Origin of the sequence: Thioalbus denitrificans (assembly GCF_003337735.1) — a bacterium.
Taxonomy (GTDB): Bacteria; Pseudomonadota; Gammaproteobacteria; order DSM-26407; family DSM-26407; genus Thioalbus; species Thioalbus denitrificans.
This window is the reverse complement of record NZ_QPJY01000001.1, coordinates 172,544-195,918: the sequence shown is the minus strand read 5'-3', so window position 1 is coordinate 195,918 and position 23,375 is coordinate 172,544. Positions and strand designations below refer to the sequence as shown.

Here is a 23,375-nt window from a genome sequence, read left to right as displayed (position 1 = left end):
CCTCACCCCCCGGTGGTGGCGGCCGACTGCGCCGGCCCCGGACAGGGAGCCTCCGGCGGCGGCTGGCCCCGGCGCCTGGCCTCCGCCTCCACGAACACCCGGCGCACGCCGGGGAAGGAGGCCTTGATGTCGCGATCGAGCGCGCAAATGGTCGTCTCCAGCGCAGCGGCGGGCAGATCGTCGGCGAAATCGACGCTGATGTTGACCAGGATGAACTCCGGACCCATGTGCAGGGTGAGCACCTCGTTCACGTGCTCCACGCCCGGACGCAGGCGCACCAGGGCGCGGATGCCGTCCACCACCCGGCGGTTCGCACTCTCGCCGATCAGCAGTCCGTGGGTCTCCCATGCCAGCCAGGCGGCCGTGCCGCCGAGAATCAGGCCGATGATCACGGAAGCCGCCCCGTCCCACAGCGGATTGCCGGTCAACTGGGCCAGCAGGATGCCGAAAAAGGCCACCAGCAGGCCGAGCATGGCGGCGGAATCCTCGAACAGCACCACGAACAGGGAGGGGTCCTTGCCCCGCTGCACCGCCTCGATGTAGCCCCACTTGCCCTTGCCGCGCCTGAACTCGCGCAGGGCGAACGCCCAGGCGCCGCCCTCGAACAGCAGCGCCAGGCCCAGCACCACGTAGTTCACCAGCGGATTCTCCACCGCTACCGGGCGAAGCATGTGCTGCACCCCCTCGTAGAGGGAGACGCCGGCGCCCACCGCGAAGATGAGAATGGCCACCACGAAGCTCCAGAAGTAGACCTCCTTGCCGTGACCGAAGGGGAAGCGGGCGTCGGCGGGCCGGCCGGCGCGGCGCAGTCCGTGGAGCAGCAGGACCTGGTTGCCGGTATCCACCACGGAGTGGATCCCCTCCGAGAGCATGGCCGAGCTGCCGGTGATGGCGGCGGCCGCGAACTTCGTCAGGGCAATCAGGCCGTTGCCGGCCAGGGCGGCGAGAATGACCTTCTTCGACGAACCTGCCATGGTCCGGGTCTCCGGCGGAGGGGGGCGGAAAGGCTCCATTGTAACGCGATGCGAAAGGGAGGGAGGCAAGCCTTGATCTCTCGTTCAGGGCAAGTGGTGACCCGCCTGGAACATCCATCGATGGGCACCGGCGGCGCATCACACAACAAACACAAACGAGGCCAGGGAAAAAAGTTGCCTGGTCGGATGAATCCGACCCTACGCATTCACGCACTCACGCATTCACGCATTCACGCACTCACGCACTCACGCACTCACGCACTCACGCACCAACAATACCCATATTTGATTTGTGTCATTGTTTTGTGAACTGGTTCACATAAAACTCACCCGGTCGGCATTGCGCCGACCTTGCGGCACAAGGCATGGAAAGCGCGTTTCCGTGCCGCGCACACCTATCCAAGGGGCGCATGGTGGCCCCGAAACGACTCGAGGGAGGTCGTAGATGAAGCTTGCAAAGAATTCCTGTGTGATGGCCGTGGCCGCTGGCCTGGCCCTGATGAGCTCCAGCGCCCTGGCCGTGGAGGCGGGCAACATCCTGGTCCGTGCGGGTGCGGCCCATGTCTCCCCCAACACCAGCAGCGAAGATTTCAAGGACAGCGACGGCGACCCCACCGGCATCAAGGTGGACGTGGGCAGCAACACCCAGCTCGGTCTCAACTTCACCTACATGGTGACCGACAACATCGGTGTCGAGCTCCTGGCCGCCACCCCCTTCAAGCACTCCATCAAGGGCGCCGGCACCCTGTCGGGCGCCGGTACCATCGGCGAGACCAAGCACCTCCCGCCGACCGTGACCGTGCAGTACCACATCAATCCCCAGGGTGCCGTGCGGCCCTACGTGGGCGCGGGCATCAACTACACCACGTTCTTCGAAACCAAGGGCAAGGGGGCTCTGGCGGGTACCGACATCTCCCTCGACGACTCCTGGGGCCTGGCCGGCGTGGCGGGCGTGGATGTTGATCTCGGCAGCGGCTTCTTCCTGAACGGCGCCGCCTATTACGCCGACATCAACACCGACGCCAACGTCGGCAACGGCACCTACCAGGGTGAGGTGGAGATCGATCCCTGGGTCTTCATGGTGGGCGTCGGCACCAGCTTCTGAGCGGACGTTACCCCGCTCGACCCTGCGCGGGTGGGTGCCGTCATCCCGGCCCCACCCGCACCGTACCGGCAGGGCCGGGAGATCCCCGCCCTGCCCGGTTCCGGTCCCTGCACCGGCCTGATCAGCCCCGGCCGAACGGCCGTTCCCGGCGGCATGGCGCCGAGGGCGCACGCCGCGCGAACCCGCCACAGCTCCCCGCAGAAGACGCAGACCCCGGGCGTCAGCCCCGCCCCGCGGGGGAAACGCCTTCTGCTCCATCCCCCCGGCCTCCGGCCGGGCAATGCACGGCCGCGGCGCCCCGGACAGGTGCTATTGCGCGAATCCACGCGTTAGTATCCGTTCATGACCCAGCTGGAACTCTTCCTCGATCTCGGACTGGCGCTGGCCATCGGCCTGCTCATCGGCGTGGAGCGGGGCTGGAAGACCCGCGAGGCGGAGGAGGGTGGACGCTTCGCCGGCCTGCGCACCTTCGGCCTCATCGGGCTGCTGGGCGGGGTGTGGGGGCTCATCGCCCGCGAGGTGGATCCCCTGCTGCTCGGCTTCGCCCTGCTCGGCTTCACCGGGCTGATGGGACTGGGCTACTACCTCGGCGTCCAGCGCGACCGGGATTACGGCTTCACCACCGAGGCCGCCGCCCTGGTCGCCTTCGCCCTCGGGGCGCTGGTGCAGCTGGGATATCCCGCGGCGGCGGCCGCCATGGCGGTGGTGACGGTCACCCTGCTGAGCTTCAAGGTGGTGGTGCACGGCTGGCTGCGGCGGCTGGAGCCCCAGGAACTCAACGCGACCCTGCAGCTGCTGCTGATCTCGGTGGTGCTGCTGCCCATCCTGCCCGACCGGGGCTACGGCCCCTGGCAGGCGCTCAATCCCTACATCATCTGGTGGATGGTGGTGCTCATCGCCGCCATCTCCCTGTTCGGCTACTTCGCCGTCAAGATCGCCGGTCCGGACCGCGGCATCCTCTTCACCTCCGCCTTCGGCGGGCTGGCCGCCTCCACCGCGGTGACCCTGAGCCTGGCGCGCATGGGGCGGGAGAACGCCGAGCTGCAGCCCCTGCTGGCCGCCGGGGTGCTGCTCGCCTCCAGCACCATGTTCCCGCGCCTGCTGCTGGTGGTGGCCGCCGTCAGCCCGGCGTTGCTGCCCACGCTGCTGGTGCCCGTGGGCGTCATGGCGGTGGTGGGTTACGCGGCGGCGCTGCTGCTGTGGCGCAGCGCCGCGCGGCTGCCGGCCCGGGTGCGCCTGTCCCACCCCTTCGAGCTGGCCACGGCGGTGAAGTTCGGCGCCGTGCTGGCACTGGTGATGCTGCTCTCGGTGGCCCTGCGGGAATGGTACGGCGATCTCGGCGTCTACCTGCTCGCCGCGGCCTCCGGCATCGCCGACGTGGACGCCATCACCCTGTCGCTGGCCGGCATGGTGCCCGGGACCCTGCTGGCGGGCGTGGCGGCCTACGGCATCGTCATCGCCGCCCTGGTGAACACGACGGTGAAGGGCCTCCTGGTGGTGTTCATCGCCGGCGGCAGCATGGCCCGGCGCACCGCCCTGGCCGTGACCGCGGTGGTACTCTCCGGCATGGCCGCCACCCTGGCCACCGCCCCCATGGCGGGGTGAGGGCTCCAACAGCCAGGCGCCTCCGCCGTTCGATCCCGTTCCAGGCCCGGGCACCGGTCCATCCCCTCCCCGGAACACGGAACACGGAACACGGAACACCACGGGACCATCCCACCCTCGCCAATCCTGGACAACCCTTCGGTCCGGGGGGTGAAGCGGCCCGCGGCGGGGCGCTACAATCCACGACACTCACCCCTGATTCACCATCCCCCACAGGCCCCGTCATGAGAGAAGCCACGCCCAGGACCATCCGCCGCGAGGACTACACCCCGCCCCCCTATTTCGTGGAGCATGCCGATCTCGGCTTCGAGCTGGGCGACCCGGTCACCCGGGTGGAGGCGCGCCTGACCCTGCGGCGCAATCCCGCGCTGCCGCCGGGGCCGCTGGTGCTGGACGGCCAGGAGCTGGGGCTGAAGCGGGTGGCGGTGGACGGCCGCGAGCTGGCTCCCCACGAGTACACCCTCACCGAGGATCACCTCGACCTGGGCATCCTGCCGGAGCGCTGCACGGTGGAGACGAGCGTGGAGATCCGACCCGGGGAGAACACCTCGCTGGAGGGGCTCTACCTCTCCAGCGGCAACTTCTGCACCCAGTGCGAGGCGGAGGGGTTCCGCAAGATCACCTTCTACCCCGACCGCCCCGACGTGATGGCCCGCTTCAGCACCACCCTCAGCGCCGATCCCGCCCGCTACCCGGTGCTGCTCTCCAACGGCAACCCGGTGGCCCGCGGCGAGCTGCCGGACGGGCGCCACTTCGTCACCTGGGAGGACCCGTTCCCCAAGCCCTGCTACCTGTTCGCCCTCGTGGCCGGAAACCTGGTCTCCCTGGAGGACACCTTCACCACCGCCGGCGGCCGCGAGGTGAAGCTCGAGATCTGGGTGGAGCCGCGCAACGCCGAGAAGTGCGGCCACGCCATGCATTCGCTGAAGCAGGCCATGGCCTGGGACGAGCGGGTGTTCGGGCGCGAGTACGATCTCGACATCTACATGATCGTGGCGGTGGACGACTTCAACATGGGGGCGATGGAGAACAAGGGCCTCAACGTCTTCAACTCCAAGTACGTGCTGGCCCAGCCGGAGACGGCCACCGACGAGGACTACGAGGGCATCGAGGCGGTCATCGCCCACGAGTACTTCCACAACTGGTCCGGCAACCGGGTCACCTGCCGCGACTGGTTCCAGCTCTCCCTGAAGGAGGGCTTCACCGTCTTCCGCGACCAGCAGTTCACCGCCGACATGACCTCCAGGGCGGTCAAGCGCATCAAGGACGTGAACCTGCTGCGCACCTTCCAGTTCCGCGAGGACGGCGGCCCCCTGGCCCACCCGGTGCGTCCCGACGCCTACCAGGAGATCAACAACTTCTACACCCTCACCGTCTACGAGAAGGGCGCCGAGGTGGTGCGCATGCTCCACACCCTGCTGGGCCCCGAGGGCTTCCGCCGGGGCACCGACCGCTACTTCGAGCGCTTCGACGGCCAGGCGGTCACCTGCGACGACTTCGTGCAGGCCCTGGAGGAGGCCACGGGGCGCGACCTGTCCCGGTTCCGGCGCTGGTACAGCCAGGCCGGCACCCCGGTGCTCGGCGTCTCCGGCCACCACGACCCCCGGGCCCGGACCTATACCCTGACCGTGACCCAGCACACCCCGCCCACCCCCGGCCAGCCCGACAAGCTGCCCCTGCACATTCCCTTCGCCCTCGGCCTGGTGGGTCCCGACGGCGTCGACCTGCCGCTGCGGCTGGCCGGCGAGGCGGAAGCCGTTGCCGGCACCCGGGTCCTGGAGCTCACCGAGGCCGAGCACGCCTTCGTGTTCGAGGCGATCGGCACGACGCCGGTGCCCTCGCTGCTGCGCGGCTACTCCGCCCCGGTGAGGCTCCGCTACGACTACAGCGACGCCGAGCTGGCCTTCCTGATGGCCCACGACACGGACGAGTTCAACCGCTGGGATGCCGGCCAGCGGCTGGCCGAGCGGGTGATCACCCGGCTGATGGCTGACTACCGCGACGGCCGCCCGCTGCGGCTGGACGAAGGGCTCCTGGCCGCCTACCGCAAGCTCCTGGAGGACCCGGGCGCCGACCGGCGGCTGCTGGCCCAGGCCCTGATGCTGCCCTCGGAGGCCTACCTGGCCGAGCAGTCCGACGCCATCGATCCGGAGGCGATCCACAACGCCCGCGAGTTCCTGCGCCACGCCCTGGCCCAGGAGCTGCGGCCGATCCTGCTGGAGAGCTACCACGCCCACCGTGACCCGGACTACCGGGTGAGCCCCGAGGCCATCGGCCGGCGGCGGCTGAAGAACGTCTGCCTCGGCTACCTGATGGCCCTCCACGACGAGACGATCCAGGCCCTGTGCATGACCCAGTACCGGGAGGCGGACAACATGACCGACGCCATGGCGGCCCTGGCGGCGCTGGCCCAGGTCGACATCCCCGGGCGCATCGAGGCGCTGGCCCACTTCCACGGCCGCTGGCGGGACGACCCCCTGGTCATGGACAAGTGGCTCGCCCTGCAGGCCACCTCCAGCCTGCCGGGAACGCTGGAGGAGGTGAAGCGGCTCACCCGCCATCCGGCCTTCAACCTGCGCAACCCCAACAAGGTGCGCGCGCTCATCGGCGCCTTCGCCTCCGGAAACCCGGTGCGCTTCCACGATCCCAGCGGCGCCGGCTACCTGTTCCTGGCCGACCGGGTGCTGGAGCTCGACCCCCTCAACCCGCAGGTGGCCGCCCGGCTGCTCACCCCGCTCACCCAGTGGCGGCGCTACGAGCCCGGCCGGCGCGCCCTGATGGCCGGCGAGCTGAAGCGCGTCCTCGCCACCCCGCAGCTGTCGAAGGACGTCTACGAGATCGCCAGCAAGGCGCTGGGGGAGGGGAGCTGAGGCCCGGGCCGGTGCGGAAGTCTGTGAACTTCTGCGACCGGCCGGCCACCCGCTTGCGGAACGGGAGCGCCGGTTCTAGATTCCATCCGACCGTCGTACGCGACGTGCTCGTGGAAGCCGCCCGCGGTTCCGGGAGTGCGCCTCGCAGGCGCTCCACAGGTCGGCGCACACCGCCGACAGCCGCCCCCGCGGGGCGGCCGCCTCCGAACCTCCGCACCGCAGCGCCCCTTCCGGGCGGCCCCGCCGCGCCCCGGGACGGCTAGGTCCGGGCCGTCGTCCCGCCCGGGAGGCGGCCCGGTGTGGACCCCGGCAAGCGCCGGGGCCCGGCGTTATCCCTGGAGAACCCCCATGACCGGCTTCATCGGCGCCGCCATCCTGCTGTTCACCGTCTGCGCCTTCATTCTGCTGCTGGCCGCCTATCGCTCGCCCCGCTCACCGGCCTGGCTCCATGCCGGCCAGGTGCCCGATTTCGTCATCATCGCCCTGATGGCCGCCCTCCTGGTGGGCCTCACCTACGTGATCCATTTCGCCGTCAACGGCGGCGGCCCGGCGTGGCTGCAGTGGAGCGCCATCGCCCTGGTGCCGGCGGCGGGGGTGGGCCTGTGGCGGAAGCTGGGAATGGGCGAGCAGCTGGCCGCCGCCGAAGCCCGCGCGGCCATCCACGACGGCACGCCGGTGCGGCCCCTGCCGCCGGCCGCGCCCCCGAAGGGCCCGGCCCCGCGGCTGGATCGCGCCGCCTGAAGGGGGCGTTGGCGGGGCTCAGAGCCCCACCAGCTCCGCGTGCACCCCCTCGCGCTGCACCCGGGCCAGCAACTGGTCGGAGCTGATGGCCTGGGAGTCGAAATCCACCACCATCAGGTGGGTGGCGCGGTCGCTGACGCAGGCGCTGATGACGCCGTTCTCGCCGCTCAGCTTGCGCTCCAGGTCGTGGATCTGGGCGGGATCCAGGCTCTCGTCGAGATGGATAACCACGTTCGCGCGGTAGGTCTTCATGGCAGCCTCCTTCCGGTGTCCCGGATCCCGCCCCCCGGCCGCCCGTGCCTACGGGCCGCTCGCGCGGCGGGCTTAGAAAAGACATAGTCGGCCCGGCCCCCCGGTACAAGCTGCGCTGCAGCAGCCCGGCGCCGGTCCCGGTGCTGCCCCCGGGCGGAGGATGCTGCTAAAGTACAGCCCTTCGACTCCACAACGCCCCATTCAGAGCCCGCCGGAAACCGACCGCAGAGCCATGCAGCGCGCCGAGACCCCTGTCGAGACCGCGGAGCCCGTCCGGCCCACGCTCCCGCCACCGCTCAAGTGGGCCGGCGGCAAGCGCTGGCTGCTGCCGCACCTGCGCCCGCTCTGGCAGCCCCACCGCCACCGGCGGCTGGCGGAGCCCTTCTGCGGCGGCCTGGCGGTGGCCCTGGGGCTGAACCCGGAGCGGGCCCTGCTCAACGACATCAACCCCCACGCCATCAACTTCTACCGCCAGTTGAAAGCGGGGCTGAAAGTCAGCATCCGGATGGTCAACGACAGCGACCACTACTACGACAGTCGCACCGAGTTCAACCGGCTCATCGCCGACAACCGCGCCGCCACCAAGAAGGCCGCCGCGCTGTTCTACTACCTCAACCGCACCGGCTACAACGGCCTGTGCCGCTTCAACAGCCGCGGCGAGTTCAACGTGCCCTTCGGCCGCTACAAGACCATCAACTACACCCGCGACTTCAGCGCCTACCGCGGAATCCTCTCCGAGTGGGCGTTCAGCTGCGGCGATTTCGAGTCCATGGCGCTGTCGCCGGAGGACTTCATCTACGCCGATCCGCCCTACGACGTGCAGTTCACCCAGTACGCCAAGGAGAACTTCCGCTGGGAGGACCAGGTTCGCCTGGCCGAGTGGCTGGCCAGGCACCCGGGGCCGGTGGTGGCCTCCAACCAGGCCACTGAGAAGATCCTGGAGCTCTACAGGGAACTGGGATTCGAAATCGACACCCTCCCGGCGCCACGCATGATCAGCTGCACCGGGGATCGCAGCAAGGCGCTGGAGATGCTCGCCACGAGGAACCTGTGATGAGGACCCGCGACACCCGCACCGGGGCGGTGCACGAGGTGATGGTCACCCACTCGCTGCACAGCGGCGGCTACACCTGGCAGCCCCAGGTGCTGGTGGGCACCCGCCCCAACGGCCGCCGGCACAAGGTGGACCTGGTGGCCGACGACCGGGACCGCAACCGCTACCTCATATCGCTGAAGTGGCAGCAGAGCTCGGGCACCGCGGAGCAGAAGGTGCCGTTCGAGGTGATCTGCCTGAAGGACGCCCTGCAGTTCCATCCCGGGCGGTTCCGCCGGGCCTACCTGGTGCTCGGCGGGGAGGGCTGGACCCTGCGCGACTTCTACGTGGGCGGCGGCCTGCAGCGCTACATGAACTGCACCGGGGTGGAGATCGTCACCCTGGAGCGGTTCGTGGCCCTGGCCAACCGCGGCCAGCTCTGAGGCGACCCGTTCAGTCGTAGCGCCAATGGCGCTGGTCGAAGCGCTCCCAGCGCCCGTCCGGCCGCTCCCGGGCCTCGAAGTTGTAGGGCGTCTCGAACCACAGCACCACCTCCGATCCGGGCCCGTTGAGCACATAGGTGCCCGCATCGGTCTCCACCAGCAGCAGCGCGTGGGTGAACAGGCTGCGGCGGTGCTGGGCGAGCCCCAGGCGCAGCGCCCCGCGGGGAAAGCCGAGCGCCACCAGCCGCGCCCGCTTCTCCAGGGCCAGGTCCTCGCAGTCGCCATAGCCGGAGCGGGGGTAGGCCCAGTACTCCTCCACGCCGTACTGCTGCACGTCCGCCATCAGGACGATCCCGCGGTTCACCCTCCCGTTCACACCCGCGATCAGCGCCATGCGCTCGGGTGTCAGGTGCAGCGACTGCGGGCCGGAGAGATCGCAGGCGCCGGCCTCCCGGGCACAGAACTCGGCATAGGGCGCGAAGGCCGGGCGCACCTCCTCCACCGGCAGGTTGAGCCGGGGCGTGGGGGCCCACAACGGTCCACCCGGATCCGCACGGGCGGCAAGGGCCGCCAGGCCCAGGCAGGCCATCAGCGCCGCGGTCCGGAGCGGCGCGGCGCTCATTCCGGCCATCTCTCCAGCCGGTCGAGGAACGCCGCGGCAAAACACCCCACCGCCTCCCAGTCGGTGTACTCGTAATCGCGGCGGGTGTCCGTGTCGTCGCTGTGGCGGGCGACGACGCGGCGCATGAACCAGCGCTTCAGCGGCCCGTAGCGGGTGTAGGCCAGCGCGCCGGCGAAGCTGGCCGTCACCCGCGGATGCCAGCCGGTCTCCTGCAGAAAATCATCCACGTAGCCCTGCGCCGCGGCCCGCACCTCGGCCCGCGGGCTGGCGGCGCTGAGGCTCACCGAGAAGAAGCCCGCGGGCAGGCGCTCCAGCACGTCGTGGTGCGCGGCCACGAACCGCTCCAGGCTCCGCTCGTGCCGGCCGAGGTGAATGGAGCCGCCCACCAGCACGCCGGCGAAGGGATCCGGTGACGGCGGCACGGAAAAGCGGCGGCAGCGGACGATCTCCACCGCGTGCCCCCGGCCCCGGGCGATGTCCGCCATCCGCTCCACGATCCGGGCGGTCTGGCCCTCGCGGCTGGCATAGAGGATGAGAAGTCTGGCCATCGCCCGCGTGCTCTCCGGTGTCCGTCGACGCTCCAGGGTGCCCGGCAACCCGCCGGCCGGATCCGGCCGGCCGCGCGCTCCCGGCCGTCCGCCCATGCTTCAGGATAGGCCAAGGCCGGCCCGGGGCCCCCATCCGCGCCCCGGTCCGCCCGGTCATGCACTACACTGTCTACCTGCCGCTGCCGACCACCGACAGGGATAGCCGCCATGAATCCGAACCTCAGCGAGCCCTACCGTCCCCGCCCCATCCGCTTCCTCGGTCTCTGGGATACCCCCGGTTTCCAGCTCAAGGCCTACGGCATCGCCCATGACCGGGAACTGCCCCGCTCACCCCTGGTGCGCGCGGCCCGGGACCTGGCGGAAACCCAGCTCGCCGTGGTGGCCGCCGGGCAGAATCACTACGGGGTGGGTTTCGTGGGCATCCACGACGGGCGCGGCGGCAACTTCGTGTTCGTGGACTGGTGGGCGGACGAGAACGAACTGCACCATCACGTCTGGGTCTCCCCCCACGATCGCCCCGCCGAGCTGGAGGAGGTGACCCCCACCGGGCTCAGCGCCTGCGTCTGGGACCTGGCGGTCATCTGCCACGAACGCGGCGCCTGGGTGGAGTGCGTACTCGCCAACCCCGGGGGGCCGAATGTGCAGGCCTACCTGTCGAAACGGCTGGAGACGGATGTGTGACCGACGCCCGCCGGCCGGGATTCAGGGCTTCCCGGCCAACTCGCCCCAGAGGGCCTCGAGGCGCGCGTCGCGGCCGCAGCTGTAGCGGTAGAACTTGTAGCGCAGCGGGTTCTTCTCATAGTAGTCCTGGTGGTACGTCTCCGCCGGGTAGAAGGGTCCGGCGGGCAGGATGGGGGTGACGATGGGCTTGTCGAAGCCGCCCGCCTGCTCCAGGTACTGTTTCGACTCCTCGGCCAGGCGCCGCTGCTCCTCGTCGTGGACGAAGATGGCGGTCCGGTACTGGTCGCCGCGGTCGCAGAACTGGCCGCCCGCGTCGAGAGGATCCACGTTGTGCCAGAACAGCACCAGCAGCTGCTGATAGCTGACCCGGGCCGGGTCGTAGACCACCTGCAGGGCCTCGTAGTGGCCGGTGCCGCCGGCGGAGACCTCACCGTAGGTGGGGTTCTCCTTGTCTCCGCCGGTGTAGCCGGAGGTGGTGGAGATGACCCCCTCCAGCTTGTCGTAGGGGGGCTCCATGCACCAGAAGCAGCCGCCGGCGAAGGTGGCCACGGCCGGCTCCGCGGCCGCGACCGGCCCCGGTACGGCACCCAGCAACAGCAGGCCGGCGGCGGCAAGCCGGCCGATTTTTCTCAGTCCCATGTGTCTCTCCCGGCCGTCGCACCCATGGACGGCTACTGTTCAGTGGACCGGGGCCGGCGGCAAACCCTTTCAGCGCGGGGTCTGCCCGCCGCCCGGCGGCGGCTGATCCGCTTCGGCCGCCGGCTGCCTGTAATGCGCGGGATGCGCGCCGATAAACCAGACTGGAGCAGCCCATGTCCGTACTCATCGAATTCAGCATCTTCCCCATGGACCGCGGCGAGAGCGTCAGCCCCGACGTCGCCGAGGTGATCCGCATGATCCGGGACAGCGGCGCCGAGTACCGCCTCACCCCCATGGGCACCATCATCGAGACCGCGACCATCGGCGAGGCACTGGCGTTCGTGGAGCGCGCCCACGCGCTGCTGGAGGCCCGGGGCTGCGGGCGCATCTACGCCACCGCCAAGATCGACAGCCGGGCGGGGCGCCGGGGCGGCCTGGAGGGCAAGGTGGCCGCGGTGCGGAACCGGCTCGATGCCGGGGCCTGAGGGTCTCCGGGCGGTACCGGGATCGCGCGCACGGCCGCAGCCCGGCGCGGATCGCGCCCGCTCAGTAGTAGCCCAGCAGCCGGCCGCCCAGCCAGGGGCCCAGCAGCGTGGCGATCCAGACCAGCGCCAGCAGCCGGCCCGCAAGGATATTGTAGTCCGCCAGCAGCACCGTCCACGGCACCCCGCGGACGAAGTGGAAGAAGCCGAACTCGAACACCAGCGCCAGCAGCAGCCAGAACAGCCCCACGCCGAGCAGCACGGGGGCCGGACGGGGCCCCGCGTACCAGGCGAACAGGCCGCCCAGGATCAGCACCCCCAGGGCGAGGATGACCGGGCTCAGCAGGCGCGCCGGCCGCTCGCCCAGGCGCGGCTGCAGCAGGAACTCGCGCAGGGCCCCGTTGGCCACCGCCAGGGCGAGCAGGAGCGGCCAGGCCAGCAGCGCCTCGAGGGGCAGGCTCACTCGCCCCCCTGCCCGGACTGCATCCCGTAGAGCATCCGGATCTCCTCGGGCCAGAGGGTCTCGTCGATGGTTTCCAGCACCAGGGGAATCTCCTCGAAGCGCGGATCGCGCATGATGGTGCGGAAGGCCTCCAGGCCGATGAGCCCCTTACCCAGGCTGTGGTGGCGATCCACCCGCGAGCCGAGCGCCGCCTTGGAGTCGTTGAGGTGCATGCCGCGCAGGTAGCGGAAACCCACCACGGCGTCGAACTCGGAGAAGGTCTCCGCGCACGCCGCCGCGGTGCGCAGGTCGTAGCCGGCGCCGAAGGTATGGGCGGTGTCGAGGCAGACCCCCACCCGCGACTTGTCCTCGACCCGGTCGATGATGGCGGCGAGGTGCTCGAAGCGCCAGCCGAGGACGGTGCCCTGGCCGGCGGTGTTCTCGATCACCGCGGTGACCCCCTCGGTCTGCTCCAGGGCCAGGTTCACCGACTCGGCGATGCGGGCCAGGCACGCCTCCTCGTCGATCTTGCCGAGATGGGCGCCGGGGTGGAAGTTGAGCAGCTTCAGCCCCAGCTGCCCGCAGCGCCGCATCTCGTCGAGGAAGGCCGCGCGGGACTTCGCCAGCGCCTCCGGCTCGGGGTGGCCGAGGTTGATGAGATAGCTGTCGTGGGGCAGGACATGCCCGGGCCGGATGCCCGACTGCTCGAGGTTGGCGCGGAAGGCGTCGATGCTCTTCGTGGTCAGGGGCTTGGCCTGCCACTGGCGCTGGTTCTTGGTGAACAGGGCGAAGGCGCGCGCGCCGATGGCCGCGGCGTTGAGCGGCGCGTTCTCCACCCCGCCCGAGGCGGAGACGTGGGCTCCCACGTATTTCATGGTTCGATACTCCTGTCTGGTCCTGTCGCGCAGGCGCAGAATGGTGCGCGGCCGGTCCGGGCGTTGCAACCCGGAAGGGGATGGGGACAGCGTGCGTGCGGCGGGCGCGCCCCATCACCGCGGATCATCAGCCGGCCGGCGCCGCGGTCCCCTCCGCGGCCGCCCGGATCGCCGCCCAGGCCGCCTCCACGTGGCTGGCTTCCGTGTGGGTCTGGCCCACGCACAGGCGCAGGGTGAAGCGGCCGTCGAGGCGGGTGTGGGTGAGGTAGAGGCGCCCGCTCCCGTTGAGCCGCTCCAGCAGCGCCTCGCTGCCGGCATCACCGCCGCGGTGGCGGAAGCAGACCAGGTTGAAGGGCACCGGCGCGGCCAGCTCGAAGTCCGGGTGGACGGCCACCTGGTCGGCGAACCAGCGCGCCAGGCGCACATGCTCGCGCAGGTGGTGGCGCAGCCCCTCCGCGCCGTAGTGGCGCAGCACGAACCAGAGCTTCAGCGCCCGGAACCGCCGCCCCAGGGGCACATGCCAGTCGCGGTAGTCGATCACCGCGCCGCTCTCGCTGGCGCGGTTGCGCAGGTACTCCGGCAGCACCGACAGGGCCCGGATCAGCGCGCCGCGCTCGCGCACGAACAGGCAGCTGCAGTCGAAGTTGGTGAACAGCCACTTGTGGGGATCGAAGCAGTAGCTGTCGGCCTGCTCCACGCCCGCCTGCAGCGCCCGGAACTCGGGGCAGATCATGGCCGAGCCGGCCATGGCGGCGTCCACGTGCAGCCAGGCGCCGAAGCGGCGCGCCACGGCGGCGATGGCGGCCACCGGGTCCACGGCGGTGGAGGAGGTGGTGCCCACGGTGGCGCAGACGAACGCCGGCGTGAACCCGGCGGCCACGTCGGCGGCCATCTGCCGCGCCAGGGCCCCGGCGTCCATGGCGAAGTGGTCGTCCACCGGGATGATGCGCAGCTGCTCCCGCCCCAGGCCGGCGATCTTCACCGCCTTCTCGATGGAGGAGTGGGTCTCGGTGGAGGCGTAGGCGGTCAGCCGCCGGTCGCAGCCCCGCTCGTTGGCGGCGCCGTCCGAGGCCCGCTCCCGCGCCGCCAGCAGGGCGCACAGCGCCGCGCCCGAGGCGGAATCCTGGATCACGCCGCCGCCGCCGCCGTCGGAGCGGAACGCCGCGGGCAGCCCGAGCAGCTCCGCCAGCCAGTCGAGCACCCGGGTCTCCAGCTCGGTGCAGGCGGGGCTGGTGGCCCACAGCATCCCCTGCACGCCGAGCCCCGCGGCAAGCAGCTCGCCCAGCACCGACGGGGCCGAGGTGTTGGCGGGGAAGTAGGCGAAGAAGTTGGGCGACTGCCAGTGGGTGAGGCCGGGCAGGATCACCCGCTCCACGTCCTCCAGCATCGCCGCGAACGGCTCCCCCCGCTCCGGCGCGCTGCCGGGCAGGGCCGCGGCCACCTCGCCCGGCGCCGCGCGGGAGCGCACCGGCAGCGACTCCACCCGCTGCCAGTACGCGGCGATCCAGTCCACCAGCGCATGGCCGTGGCGGCGGAAATCCTCGGGGCTCATGTGGTAGCCGGTCTGCTGCCGATCGGTCATGACCTCTCCTGGCGCACGGTCGGTGTCGGGACCCGCGCAAGGATAGCGCCTCACTCCTCGCCCTCCCAGTAGTCCGTCGCGTCCCGGTGCCGGGCGACGATGGCGAAGGTCCGGTCGGCCTGCGCCCCGCCCGGGGCGCTGCCGGCGAACACCGCGTACTTGCCCGAATCGGGGTACTCCATGATGTCCGGCGCCTCCATGGTGCTGACCGCCAGGTACTTCAGGGCGGCGTTGGAGGTGTTGAGGATCTGGTGCGCGGTCTCCGGGCCCGGCGGCAGGCACACCACGTCGCCGGCGCGCAGCGGGTGGCGCTCCGCCCCGATGCGCAGGGTGCCGTGGCCGTCGAGGATCAGGAACATCTCCTCGTTCACGTGGTGGAAGTGGCAGGGCCACGCGGTCTTGCCCGGCGGCACCACCACCACCCGGTAGCCCAGTTTCCGGGCCCCCAGGCGGGCGGCCAGGGGCCCGAGCCGCGCCGCGAAGCGCTCACCGTGCCCCCACTCCTCGTACTCCACCTCGTCCAGGTTGAGAATCGGCGCCTTGCGCTCCATGTGCACCTCCCTCGTCAGGTTGCGGAACAGCGATTCCACGCGGCGCGCCCGATCCGCCCCCGGCACCGGCATCCGGCGCCCCGCGCCGCTGCGGCAAGTGTAGACAAGCGTGAACATGACCATGGCGGCGGTTTGCATCGGCGCCGGGCTCACCTAGAATGAAACCTCGCCCGACGGACAGAGCCATGCCCAGAGTAGCCGCACTCCGCCAGCCCGCCCGCGCGCCCTGTTCCGGGGTGTTCCGTCCCGCTACCGACCGCGAGGCCGCCGGATCATGAATGCCGGCACGCCGGCCCTCGAGGTCGCCGACATCCACAAGCGCTTCGGCGGGCTGGAGGTGCTCAAGGGCATCTCCCTGACCGCCCATGACGGCGACGTCATCTCCATCATCGGCTCCAGCGGCTCCGGCAAGAGCACCTTCCTGCGCTGCCTCAACCTGCTCGAATACCCGGACCAGGGCCGCATCGCCCTGGCCGGCGAGACCCTGCGCCTGCAGCCCTCCCGCGAGGGCGGCCTGGGGCCGGCCGACCCGGCGCAGCTCAACCGCATGCGCCAGCAGATCGGCTTCGTGTTCCAGAACTTCAACCTCTGGTCCCACATGACGGTGCTGGAGAACCTCGTCGAGGCCCCCATCCACGTGCAGGGGCTGAGCCGCGCCGCGGCGGTGGAGCGGGCCGAGGCGCTGCTGGCCAAGGTGGGCATCGCCGACAAGCGCAGCCACTATCCCGCCCACCTCTCCGGCGGCCAGCAGCAGCGGGCGGCCATCGCCCGGGCGCTGGCCATGGAGCCGCGGCTCATCCTCTTCGACGAGCCCACCTCGGCGCTCGACCCGGAGATGGTGGGCGAGGTGCTGCAGGTGATCCGCCGGCTGGCGGAGGAGGGGCGCACCATGCTCATCGTCACCCACGAGATGGGCTTCGCCCGCGAGGTCTCCAGCCAGATCATGTTCCTGCACGAGGGACGGGTGGAGGAGATGGGGCCGCCGGCGCAGATCTTCGGCCAGGCCCGCTCGGAGCGGGTCCGGCAGTTCATCTCCAGCCACCTGCAGTGACACAGCCCGACAACCGAACGGTCCACGAGAGGCACACCACGATGAAAAAGCTGCTCGCCATCCTGCTCACCACCCTGGCCCTGGCCGGTGTCGCCCAGGCCGAGACCCTGCGCATCGGCACCGAGGGCGCCTATCCCCCCTTCAACCAGATCGGGCCCGACGGCAAGGTGTTCGGCTTCGACATCGACATCGCCAACGCGCTCTGCGACGCCATGCAGGTGGAGTGCGTGTTCGTGACCCAGGACTGGGACGGCATCATCCCCGGCCTGCTGGCGCGCAAGTACGACGCCATCGTCGCCTCCATGTCCATCACCGAGGAGCGCAAGCAGGCGGTGGCCTTCACCGGGCGCTACTACTCCAACAGCCTGCGCTACGCCGCGAAGAAGGGCTCGGGCTTCTCCGTGGACGACCTCAAGGGCAAGGCCATCGGCGCCCAGCGCGCCACCATCAGCGCCCAGTATCTCGAGGACAACCTCTCCGACACGGTCTCCATCAAGCTCTACGACACCCAGGAGAACGCCTACCTGGATCTCTCCAACGGCCGCCTCGACGCCATGCTGGCCGACACCTACGTGAACTACAACTGGCTGCAGAGCGAGGCGGGCCAGGGCTTCGAGTTCGTGGGCGATCCCATCAACATCAACGACGAAATCGGCATCGCCGTGCGCAAGGAGGACGCCGCCCTGGTGGAGCGGCTGAACAAGGCCATCGAGCAGATTCGCGCCGACGGCACCTACGCGAAGATCAACGCCAAGTACTTCCCCTTCGACATCTACTGAGCCGCCTGACGCCCGGCCCCGGCGATGTTCGAGCTGCAAGGATTCGGCGACCAGATCCTCCTGGGCGCCCTGATGACCCTGCAGCTGGCCGCCGGGGCCGTGGCGGTGGGCCTGGTGCTGGGGCTGCTCGGCGCCAGCGCCAAGCTCTCCCGCTCGCGCCTGGCGCGGGCCGCCGCCGGGCTCTACACCACCGTGGTGCGCGGGGTGCCGGAGCTCATCATCGTGCTGCTCATCTACTTCGGCACCGCCGGGATGCTCACCGCGCTAGCCGGGTACTTCGGCCACCAAGGCTACGTGGAGCTGAGCCCCTACGCCGCCGGCGTCACCGCGCTCGGCATCACCTTCGGCTCCTACGCCACCGAGGTGTTCCGCGGCGCCATGCTGGCCATTCCCCGGGGCCAGATCGAGGCGGCGCAGGCCTTCGGCATGGGCCGCTGGCTCACCTTCCACCGCATCGTGCTGCCCCAGGTGTGGCGCATCGCCCTGCCCGGGCTCGGCAACCTGTTCCTGGTGCTGCTCAAGGACACCGCGCTGGTCTCCCTCATCGGGCTCGAGGAGCTGATGCGCAAGAGCTCCATCGCCATCGGCTTCACCAAGGAGCCGTTCACCTTCTACCTACTGGCGGCGATCATCTACCTGGGCATGACCGTGGTGACCATGGTGGGCATCCACTTCGCCGAGCGCTGGGCCAACCGCGGTCTGGAGCGCTCGCGCACATGAACTTCCAGGCCATCATCGACAGCCTGCCGAAGCTGCTCTCCGGCACCGTCCTCACCCTGGAGCTGGTGGGGATCTCGCTCCTCATCGGGCTGCTGCTGGCGCTGCCCATGGCCCTGATGCGGGTGGCGCGCAGCCCGCTGGTGCGGATGCTGCCCTACGGCTTCATCTTCTTCTTCCGCGGCACGCCGCTGCTGGTGCAGATCTTCATGATCTACTACGGCGCCTCCCAGTTCGAGTGGGTGCGGGAGAGCGCGCTGTGGCCCATCCTGCGCGAACCCTACTGGTGCGCCATCATCGCCTTCGCGCTGAACACCGGCGCCTACACCGCGGAGATCCTGCGCGGGGCGATCCAGGCGGTGCCCCCCGGCGAAATCGAGGCCGCCCGCGCCATCGGCATGTCCCTGCCGCTCGCCTACCGACGCATCATCCTGCCCCAGGCGGTGCGCATCGGCCTGCCCGCCTACGGCAACGAGATCATCCTGATGATCAAGGGCAGCGCGCTGGCCAGCACCATCACCCTGCTGGATCTCACCGGCATGGCCCGCACCCTCATCGCCCGCAACTACCTCCCGGTGGAGATGTTCCTCGCCGCCGGGCTCATCTACCTCGCCATGACCCTGGTGCTCACCCAGGTGTTCAAGGTGCTGGAACGGCGCCTCGGCCGCCACCTCCGCCCCCACACCGGCTGACCCGCCGCCACGCCGCTCCTGTTGTTCCTGGCGAGTTCGCGCCTTCGTGTCTTGGCGTTGAACCAACCGGACTCAGACGGGGGCAATCTCCACCCACTCCTCCACCTCGTGGGTCTTGACGAAGCCGGCGCGGCGGTAGAACCCGAGCGCGCCGGGGTGATCCTGGGTGCAGGTGTGGAGCCAGACCCGCTCCGGACCCGCGGCCCAGGCCCGGTCCAGCGCCTGGCCGAGCAGGTAGCGGCCCAGCCCGCCGCCGATGGCGTGGGGCATCAGGCCGCAGTAGACGATCTCCACCTCGCCGGGCACGCGGAAATCGAGCTCGGCGTAGCCGAGCGGCTCCCCGCCGCCGTAGAGCACGTGCACCTCCACCCGCGGATGGCGGATGATGGCCTCCAGCCCGGCGTCATCGATCCGGCGCCGATCGATCCAAAGCCAGGGCTCGCCGATGGTGTCGTAGAGGAAGCGGTAGAAGGGGACGCTGGGCCGCTCGAGCCGGACCAGCGCCAGCCCCGGGCGCGGCGGCGCCGGCGGCCCCTCCACCGGCGGCGCGCGCATCTCCAGGTAGCTCACCACGCTGCGCAGCCGGCCGCCGCCGCCCTCGGGTCCGTTGTTCACCGTCACCTCCCGTCGCCCCGCCTGCTGGATGCGCCACGCCGTCACCGCTAACCTATACTGAATCCCCCCGCGGGGAAGTGCCAGTGTGGAGTGACCCGACATCATGAGCCTGAGAGTCCTATGGCTGCAGTCCGGCGGCTGCGGCGGCTGCACCATGTCGCTGCTCTGCGCCGAGTCCCCCGATCTGCCCGCCACCCTCGAGGGCGCCGGCATCGAGCTGCTCTGGCACCCCTCCCTGAGCGAGGCCAGCGGCGGCGAGGTGCGCGCGCTGCTCGCCGCGGCGGCGGCGGGAGAGGCGCCGGTGGACGCCCTGTGCGTCGAGGGCTCGCTCCTGCGCGGCCCCCACGGCAGCGGCCGCTTCCACCTCTTCGCCGGCACCGGCGTGCCCCTGGTCGAGTGGGTGCGGCGCATCGCCGCCCACGCCCGCTACGTGCTCGGCATCGGCAGCTGCGCGGCCTTCGGCGGAGTCACCGCCGGAGGCGGCAACCCCACCGAGGCCTGCGGCCTGCAGTACGAGGGGGATCGCCCCGGCGGCCTGCTGGGCGCCGGGTTCCGTAGCGCCGCGGGCCTGCCGGTGATCAACGTGGCCGGCTGCCCCACCCACCCCGGCTGGGTCACCGAGACCCTCAGCCTGCTGGCCCTGGGCGAGCTGGGCGCGGCGGACCTCGACCCCTTCGCCCGCCCGCGACTCTATGCCGATCACCTGGTCCACCACGGCTGCGCCCGCAACGAGTTCTACGAGTACAAGGCCAGCGCCGAGAAGGCCTCCGACCAGGGCTGCCTGATGGAAAACCTCGGCTGCCTCGGCACCCAGGCCCACGCCGACTGCAACACCCGCCCCTGGAACGGCGGCGGCTCCTGCACCAGCGGCGGCTATGCCTGCATCAACTGCACGGCACCGGAGTTCGAGGAGCCGGGCCACCCGTTCCAGACCACGCCCAAGATCGCCGGCATTCCCATCGGCCTGCCCACCGACATGCCCAAGGCCTGGTTCGTGGCGCTGGCCTCGCTGTCCAAGGCCGCCACCCCCAGCCGCCTGCGCCGCAACGCCACCGCCGATCACACGGTGGAGGCGCCGCGCATCCGCAGCACCAAGTACCGCTGACCATGGCGCGCATCACCGTCGGCCCGTTCAACCGGGTGGAGGGCGACCTGGAGGTGCACCTGGACGTCGAGGGCGACCGGGTCGCCGGGGCCCGGGTCAACTCGCCCCTCTACCGGGGCTTCGAGCAGATCCTGCAGGACAAGGATCCCCTCGACACCCTGGTCATCGTGCCGCGCATCTGCGGCATCTGCTCGGTCTCCCAGTCGGCCGCGGCCGCCGCGGCGCTGGCCCAGGCCCAGGGGCTGGAGCCGCCCCCGAACGGCGAGCTGGCACTGAACCTGCTGCTGGCCTGCGAGAACCTGGCCGATCACCTCACCCACTTCTACCTCTTCTTCATGCCCGACTTCGCCCGCCCGGTCTATGCCGGCGAGCCCTGGTTCGAGGCGGCCGCCGGGCGGTTCCGGGCGCTCACCGGCAGCGCCGGACGCGAGGCGCTCGCCGCCCGCGCCCAGTTCCTGCACCTCATGGGCATGCTGGCGGGCAAGTGGCCCCATACCCTCAGCCTCCGGCCCGGGGGATCGACCCGCCCGGTGGAGGCCCAGGAACGGGTGCGACTGCTGGCCATCCTCGCCGCCTTCCGCCGCTTCCTGGAGCACACCCTGTTCGGCGACGCCCTGGAGGCGGTGGCGGCGCTGGACAGCGACGCGGCCCTGCGGACATGGACCGCACAGGCGCCCGGGCGCGGCGACTTCCGCCGCTTCCTGGCCATCGCCGACGCCCTCGGGCTGGAGCGGCTGGGGCGCGCCGCCGACCGCTTCATGAGCTACGGCAGCTACCCCGCGGGCGGCGAGCGGCTGTTCCGCGCCGGGGTCTGGGACGGGTCGCCGCGGCCCCTCGATCCGGCCGCCATCGCCGAGGACCTGAGCCACAGCTGGATGGACGGACCCGCCGAGCCCCTGCACCCCGCCGCCGGCCTCACCCGGCCGGACGCCGACCGCGCGGCGGCCTACTCCTGGTGCAAGGCCCCGCGCCTGGGCGGTGCGGTGGTGGAGGTGGGGGCGCTGGCCCGCCAGGTGGTGGACGGCCACCCGCTGGTGCGCGAACTGGTGGCCGCGGGCGGCGGCAACGTGCGCAACCGGGTGGTGGCGCGGCTGCTGGAAATCGCCCGGGTGGTGCCGGAGATGGAGCGCTGGGTGCGGACCCTGCGCCCGGGCGCGCCCTTCTGCCACCACGCGCCCAGGCCGGAAGCGGCGGCGGGCGCCGGCCTGGTGGAGGCCGCCCGCGGCAGCCTCGGCCACTGGCTGGAGGTGCGCGGCGGCCGCATCCACAACTACCAGATCATCGCCCCCACCACCTGGAACTTCTCCCCCCGCGACGCCGGCGGCACGCCCGGGCCGCTGGAGCAGGCGCTGGTGGGCGCCCCGGTGCGGGCGGGCGAGACCGACCCGGTGGCGGTGCAGCACATCGTCCGCTCCTTCGACCCCTGCATGGTCTGCACGGTGCACTGACAGAGGCGCTCCCCGCCCGGAACGGCCCATGACCCGCGACAAGACACCCCCCAACCCCTCCCTGCTGGACCAGGTGGCCATGCCCGGGCTCGCCCCCCACGATCCCGGCGCGGAGACCGCCTGGGTGGAGGTGGTGCAGAAGATGGACGAGATCTACGCCGATCTCGTGCGCTACCAGGTGGCCCTGGAGGAGAAGAACCTGGCCCTGGAGCAGGCCCACGCCTTCATCAACGGGGTGCTGGGAGCCATGTCCGACGTGCTCATCGTGTGCGACACCGAGGGCCGCATCCTGGAGACCAACCGGGCCCTGGAGCGGCTCACCGGCCTGCGCCCGGAGCAGTGCACCGGGCGTCCCTTCGCCGAGCTGTTCAGCGCCGAGTCGCGGTCCCTGGCCGAACGCTTTCCCGAGCACATGCGCTCCACCGCGCCGGTGCAGGACTGCGAGGTCTCCCTGGCGGGCGGCGACGGCCGCCCGGTGCCGCTGTCCATGAACTGCAGCCCCCACCTGGACCACAGGGGGCGGCTCATCGGCATGGTGCTCATCGGCCGCCCGGTGGGCGAGCTGCGGCGCGCCTACGAGGCCCTCAACCGCGCCCACGCCGAGCTCAAGGAGGCCCAGCAGCAGGTGGTGCAGTCGGAGAAGATGGCCTCCCTCGGCCGGCTGGTGGCCGGCGTGGCCCACGAGCTCAACAACCCCATCAGCTTCATCTACGGCAACATGCACGCCCTGGAGCGCTACCGGCGCAAGCTGGAGACCTACCTGCGGGCACTGCACGGGGACAAGACGCCGGACGCCCGCGCGCAGCTGCGCCGGGATCTGCGCATCGACCACCTGCTGGAGGACCTGAAGCCCCTGGTGGAGGGCTCCCTGGAAGGGGCCGAGCGGGTGCGCGACATCGTCGACGATCTCAAGCGCTTCTCCTCCAGCCAGCGCGGCCCGCGCACCCCCTTCAATCTCGCCGAGGTGGTGGAGCGGGGCACCCGCTGGGCCCTGAAGGAGGTGCACGAGACCATCGCCGTGACCTCGGACCTGCCGCCGGACGTGGAAGTGACCGGCTACGCCGGCCAGATCCAGCAGGTGGTCATCAACCTGGTGCAGAACGCCGTGGACGCCCTGCGCGGGACCCCCGCGCCGCGGCTGGAGATCAGCGGCCGGGTGGAGGGGGGGATGGTCGTGATCCGCTTCCACGACAACGGGCCGGGCATCCCCCCGGAGAACCTGCACAAGCTCTTCGACCCCTTCTTCACCACCAAGCCGGTGGGCGAGGGCACAGGCCTCGGGCTCTCCATCAGCTACCGCATGATCCGCGAGCACGGCGGCAGCCTCAGCGCGGAAAACCCGCCCGACGGCGGCGCCCTGTTCACCCTGCGCCTGCCGCTGCAGTCCTGACGCCCGCCCCCGCCCGGACCTGGTCAGCGACCTTCCACCCGCCATCCAACCTGCCGCGCCCGGTATCCGATCCGGCGCCGCGCGTCGACCCGCCGGACTGACACAAGTCACGGTTTTAAAAGATTATTCCACC

The 23,375-nt window shown here is 70.9% G+C and carries 25 protein-coding genes; 15 read left to right on the top strand and 10 right to left on the bottom strand.

Features of this window, described 5'->3' with window-relative positions:
• Positions 1 to 2: 2 nt before the first annotated feature.
• A complete protein-coding gene (locus DFQ59_RS00875; RefSeq protein WP_114277780.1) occupies positions 3 to 974 on the bottom strand; it encodes a cation diffusion facilitator family transporter in 972 nt (323 codons plus the stop codon).
• 445 nt (positions 975 to 1,419) lie between these two features.
• Between DFQ59_RS00875 and DFQ59_RS00870 the strand changes: the two genes are divergently transcribed.
• The 4 genes from DFQ59_RS00870 (at position 1,420) to DFQ59_RS00855 (ending at position 7,295) form a co-directional block, all read left to right on the top strand.
• Positions 1,420 to 2,079 (top strand): OmpW/AlkL family protein, encoded by a 660-nt coding sequence (locus tag DFQ59_RS00870; RefSeq protein ID WP_114277779.1) that lies wholly within the window; start codon positions 1,420 to 1,422, stop codon positions 2,077 to 2,079.
• A 342-nt stretch (positions 2,080 to 2,421) separates the two neighbouring features.
• Entirely contained in the window at positions 2,422 to 3,684 is a 1,263-nt protein-coding gene (locus tag DFQ59_RS00865) for an MgtC/SapB family protein (protein WP_114277778.1), read from the top strand.
• Between the two features lie 224 nt (positions 3,685 to 3,908).
• Complete coding sequence (pepN, locus tag DFQ59_RS00860) at positions 3,909 to 6,554, top strand: aminopeptidase N (protein WP_114277777.1); 2,646 nt, start codon at positions 3,909 to 3,911, stop codon at positions 6,552 to 6,554.
• A gap of 348 nt (positions 6,555 to 6,902) precedes the next feature.
• Complete coding sequence (locus DFQ59_RS00855) at positions 6,903 to 7,295, top strand: hypothetical protein (RefSeq protein WP_114277776.1); 393 nt, start codon at positions 6,903 to 6,905, stop codon at positions 7,293 to 7,295.
• Positions 7,296 to 7,313: 18 nt separating this feature from the next.
• Here DFQ59_RS00855 and DFQ59_RS00850 read toward each other — a convergent pair whose 3' ends face one another.
• Complete coding sequence (locus DFQ59_RS00850; protein WP_114277775.1) at positions 7,314 to 7,547, bottom strand: heavy-metal-associated domain-containing protein; 234 nt, start codon at positions 7,545 to 7,547, stop codon at positions 7,314 to 7,316.
• A gap of 232 nt (positions 7,548 to 7,779) precedes the next feature.
• Between DFQ59_RS00850 and DFQ59_RS00845 the strand changes: the two genes are divergently transcribed.
• Complete coding sequence (locus tag DFQ59_RS00845; protein WP_114277774.1) at positions 7,780 to 8,601, top strand: DNA adenine methylase; 822 nt, start codon at positions 7,780 to 7,782, stop codon at positions 8,599 to 8,601.
• The gene (locus DFQ59_RS00840) at positions 8,601 to 9,023 is read left to right on the top strand and encodes a PD-(D/E)XK nuclease superfamily protein (RefSeq protein WP_114277773.1); all 423 of its coding nucleotides are present in this window, start codon (positions 8,601 to 8,603) and stop codon (positions 9,021 to 9,023) included. Before DFQ59_RS00845 ends, DFQ59_RS00840 begins: the two co-directional genes overlap by 1 nt.
• Before the next feature lie 10 nt (positions 9,024 to 9,033).
• Here the strand turns inward: DFQ59_RS00840 and DFQ59_RS00835 are convergent, their stop codons facing one another.
• A complete protein-coding gene (locus DFQ59_RS00835) occupies positions 9,034 to 9,645 on the bottom strand; it encodes a transglutaminase-like cysteine peptidase (RefSeq protein WP_170141980.1) in 612 nt (203 codons plus the stop codon).
• A complete protein-coding gene (locus DFQ59_RS00830; RefSeq protein WP_114277771.1) occupies positions 9,642 to 10,193 on the bottom strand; it encodes a flavodoxin domain-containing protein in 552 nt (183 codons plus the stop codon). Before DFQ59_RS00830 ends, DFQ59_RS00835 begins: the two co-directional genes overlap by 4 nt.
• A 207-nt stretch (positions 10,194 to 10,400) precedes the next feature.
• Here DFQ59_RS00830 and DFQ59_RS00825 point away from each other — a divergent pair, with 207 nt between their 5' ends.
• Positions 10,401 to 10,874 (top strand): isochorismatase, encoded by a 474-nt coding sequence (locus tag DFQ59_RS00825; protein ID WP_114277770.1) that lies wholly within the window; start codon positions 10,401 to 10,403, stop codon positions 10,872 to 10,874.
• 21 nt (positions 10,875 to 10,895) lie between these two features.
• Here the strand turns inward: DFQ59_RS00825 and msrA are convergent, their stop codons facing one another.
• A complete protein-coding gene (gene msrA / locus DFQ59_RS00820; protein ID WP_114277769.1) occupies positions 10,896 to 11,513 on the bottom strand; it encodes a peptide-methionine (S)-S-oxide reductase MsrA in 618 nt (205 codons plus the stop codon).
• A gap of 173 nt (positions 11,514 to 11,686) precedes the next feature.
• On the opposite strand from msrA, the gene DFQ59_RS00815 reads away from it, so the two are divergent.
• The gene (locus DFQ59_RS00815; RefSeq protein WP_114277768.1) at positions 11,687 to 11,998 is read left to right on the top strand and encodes an MTH1187 family thiamine-binding protein; all 312 of its coding nucleotides are present in this window, start codon (positions 11,687 to 11,689) and stop codon (positions 11,996 to 11,998) included.
• Between the two features lie 61 nt (positions 11,999 to 12,059).
• On the opposite strand, the gene DFQ59_RS00810 is transcribed toward DFQ59_RS00815, so the two are convergent.
• The 4 genes from DFQ59_RS00810 to DFQ59_RS00795 form a co-directional block, all read right to left on the bottom strand.
• Positions 12,060 to 12,458, bottom strand: a complete 399-nt coding sequence (locus DFQ59_RS00810; RefSeq protein ID WP_114277767.1) for a hypothetical protein — start codon at positions 12,456 to 12,458, stop codon at positions 12,060 to 12,062.
• Positions 12,455 to 13,312 (bottom strand): deoxyribonuclease IV, encoded by an 858-nt coding sequence (gene nfo / locus DFQ59_RS00805; RefSeq protein ID WP_114277766.1) that lies wholly within the window; start codon positions 13,310 to 13,312, stop codon positions 12,455 to 12,457. The genes DFQ59_RS00810 and nfo overlap by 4 nt, the downstream gene beginning before the upstream one ends.
• Before the next feature lie 127 nt (positions 13,313 to 13,439).
• Positions 13,440 to 14,894, bottom strand: coding sequence for a pyridoxal-dependent decarboxylase (locus tag DFQ59_RS00800; RefSeq protein WP_211314731.1), 1,455 nt, complete (start codon positions 14,892 to 14,894; stop codon positions 13,440 to 13,442).
• Positions 14,895 to 14,944: 50 nt separating this feature from the next.
• Entirely contained in the window at positions 14,945 to 15,583 is a 639-nt protein-coding gene (locus tag DFQ59_RS00795; RefSeq protein ID WP_211314730.1) for a cupin domain-containing protein, read from the bottom strand.
• Positions 15,584 to 15,719: 136 nt separating this feature from the next.
• Here DFQ59_RS00795 and DFQ59_RS00790 point away from each other — a divergent pair, with 136 nt between their 5' ends.
• From DFQ59_RS00790 to DFQ59_RS00775, 4 genes are read left to right on the top strand one after another with little or no spacing between them, the layout of a single operon-like run.
• Positions 15,720 to 16,496 carry an ABC transporter ATP-binding protein gene (locus DFQ59_RS00790; RefSeq protein ID WP_114277765.1) on the top strand — a complete coding sequence of 259 codons (777 nt, stop codon included), beginning with the start codon at positions 15,720 to 15,722 and terminating at the stop codon, positions 16,494 to 16,496.
• A gap of 41 nt (positions 16,497 to 16,537) precedes the next feature.
• On the top strand, positions 16,538 to 17,275 hold the full coding sequence (locus DFQ59_RS00785; RefSeq protein WP_114277764.1) for an ABC transporter substrate-binding protein: 738 nt from the start codon (positions 16,538 to 16,540) through the stop codon (positions 17,273 to 17,275).
• A gap of 24 nt (positions 17,276 to 17,299) precedes the next feature.
• Positions 17,300 to 17,995 carry an ABC transporter permease gene (locus tag DFQ59_RS00780; RefSeq protein WP_114277763.1) on the top strand — a complete coding sequence of 232 codons (696 nt, stop codon included), beginning with the start codon at positions 17,300 to 17,302 and terminating at the stop codon, positions 17,993 to 17,995.
• Positions 17,992 to 18,684 carry an ABC transporter permease gene (locus tag DFQ59_RS00775; RefSeq protein WP_114277762.1) on the top strand — a complete coding sequence of 231 codons (693 nt, stop codon included), beginning with the start codon at positions 17,992 to 17,994 and terminating at the stop codon, positions 18,682 to 18,684. Before DFQ59_RS00780 ends, DFQ59_RS00775 begins: the two co-directional genes overlap by 4 nt.
• 72 nt (positions 18,685 to 18,756) lie before the next feature.
• Here DFQ59_RS00775 and DFQ59_RS00770 read toward each other — a convergent pair whose 3' ends face one another.
• Positions 18,757 to 19,299: a GNAT family N-acetyltransferase gene (locus tag DFQ59_RS00770; protein WP_114277761.1), complete on the bottom strand. Its 543-nt coding sequence runs from the start codon at positions 19,297 to 19,299 to the stop codon at positions 18,757 to 18,759.
• 103 nt (positions 19,300 to 19,402) lie between these two features.
• On the opposite strand from DFQ59_RS00770, the gene DFQ59_RS00765 reads away from it, so the two are divergent.
• Genes DFQ59_RS00765 through DFQ59_RS00755 form a run of 3 tightly spaced genes read left to right on the top strand, consistent with a single transcriptional unit; the run spans position 19,403 to position 23,242 of the window.
• Positions 19,403 to 20,404 (top strand): NADH-quinone oxidoreductase subunit B family protein, encoded by a 1,002-nt coding sequence (locus tag DFQ59_RS00765; protein ID WP_114277760.1) that lies wholly within the window; start codon positions 19,403 to 19,405, stop codon positions 20,402 to 20,404.
• Between the two features lie 2 nt (positions 20,405 to 20,406).
• On the top strand, positions 20,407 to 21,852 hold the full coding sequence (locus DFQ59_RS00760) for a nickel-dependent hydrogenase large subunit (RefSeq protein ID WP_114277759.1): 1,446 nt from the start codon (positions 20,407 to 20,409) through the stop codon (positions 21,850 to 21,852).
• Between the two features lie 28 nt (positions 21,853 to 21,880).
• Positions 21,881 to 23,242, top strand: a complete 1,362-nt coding sequence (locus DFQ59_RS00755) for a sensor histidine kinase (protein ID WP_114277758.1) — start codon at positions 21,881 to 21,883, stop codon at positions 23,240 to 23,242.
• The last annotated feature ends 133 nt before the right edge of the window (positions 23,243 to 23,375 follow it).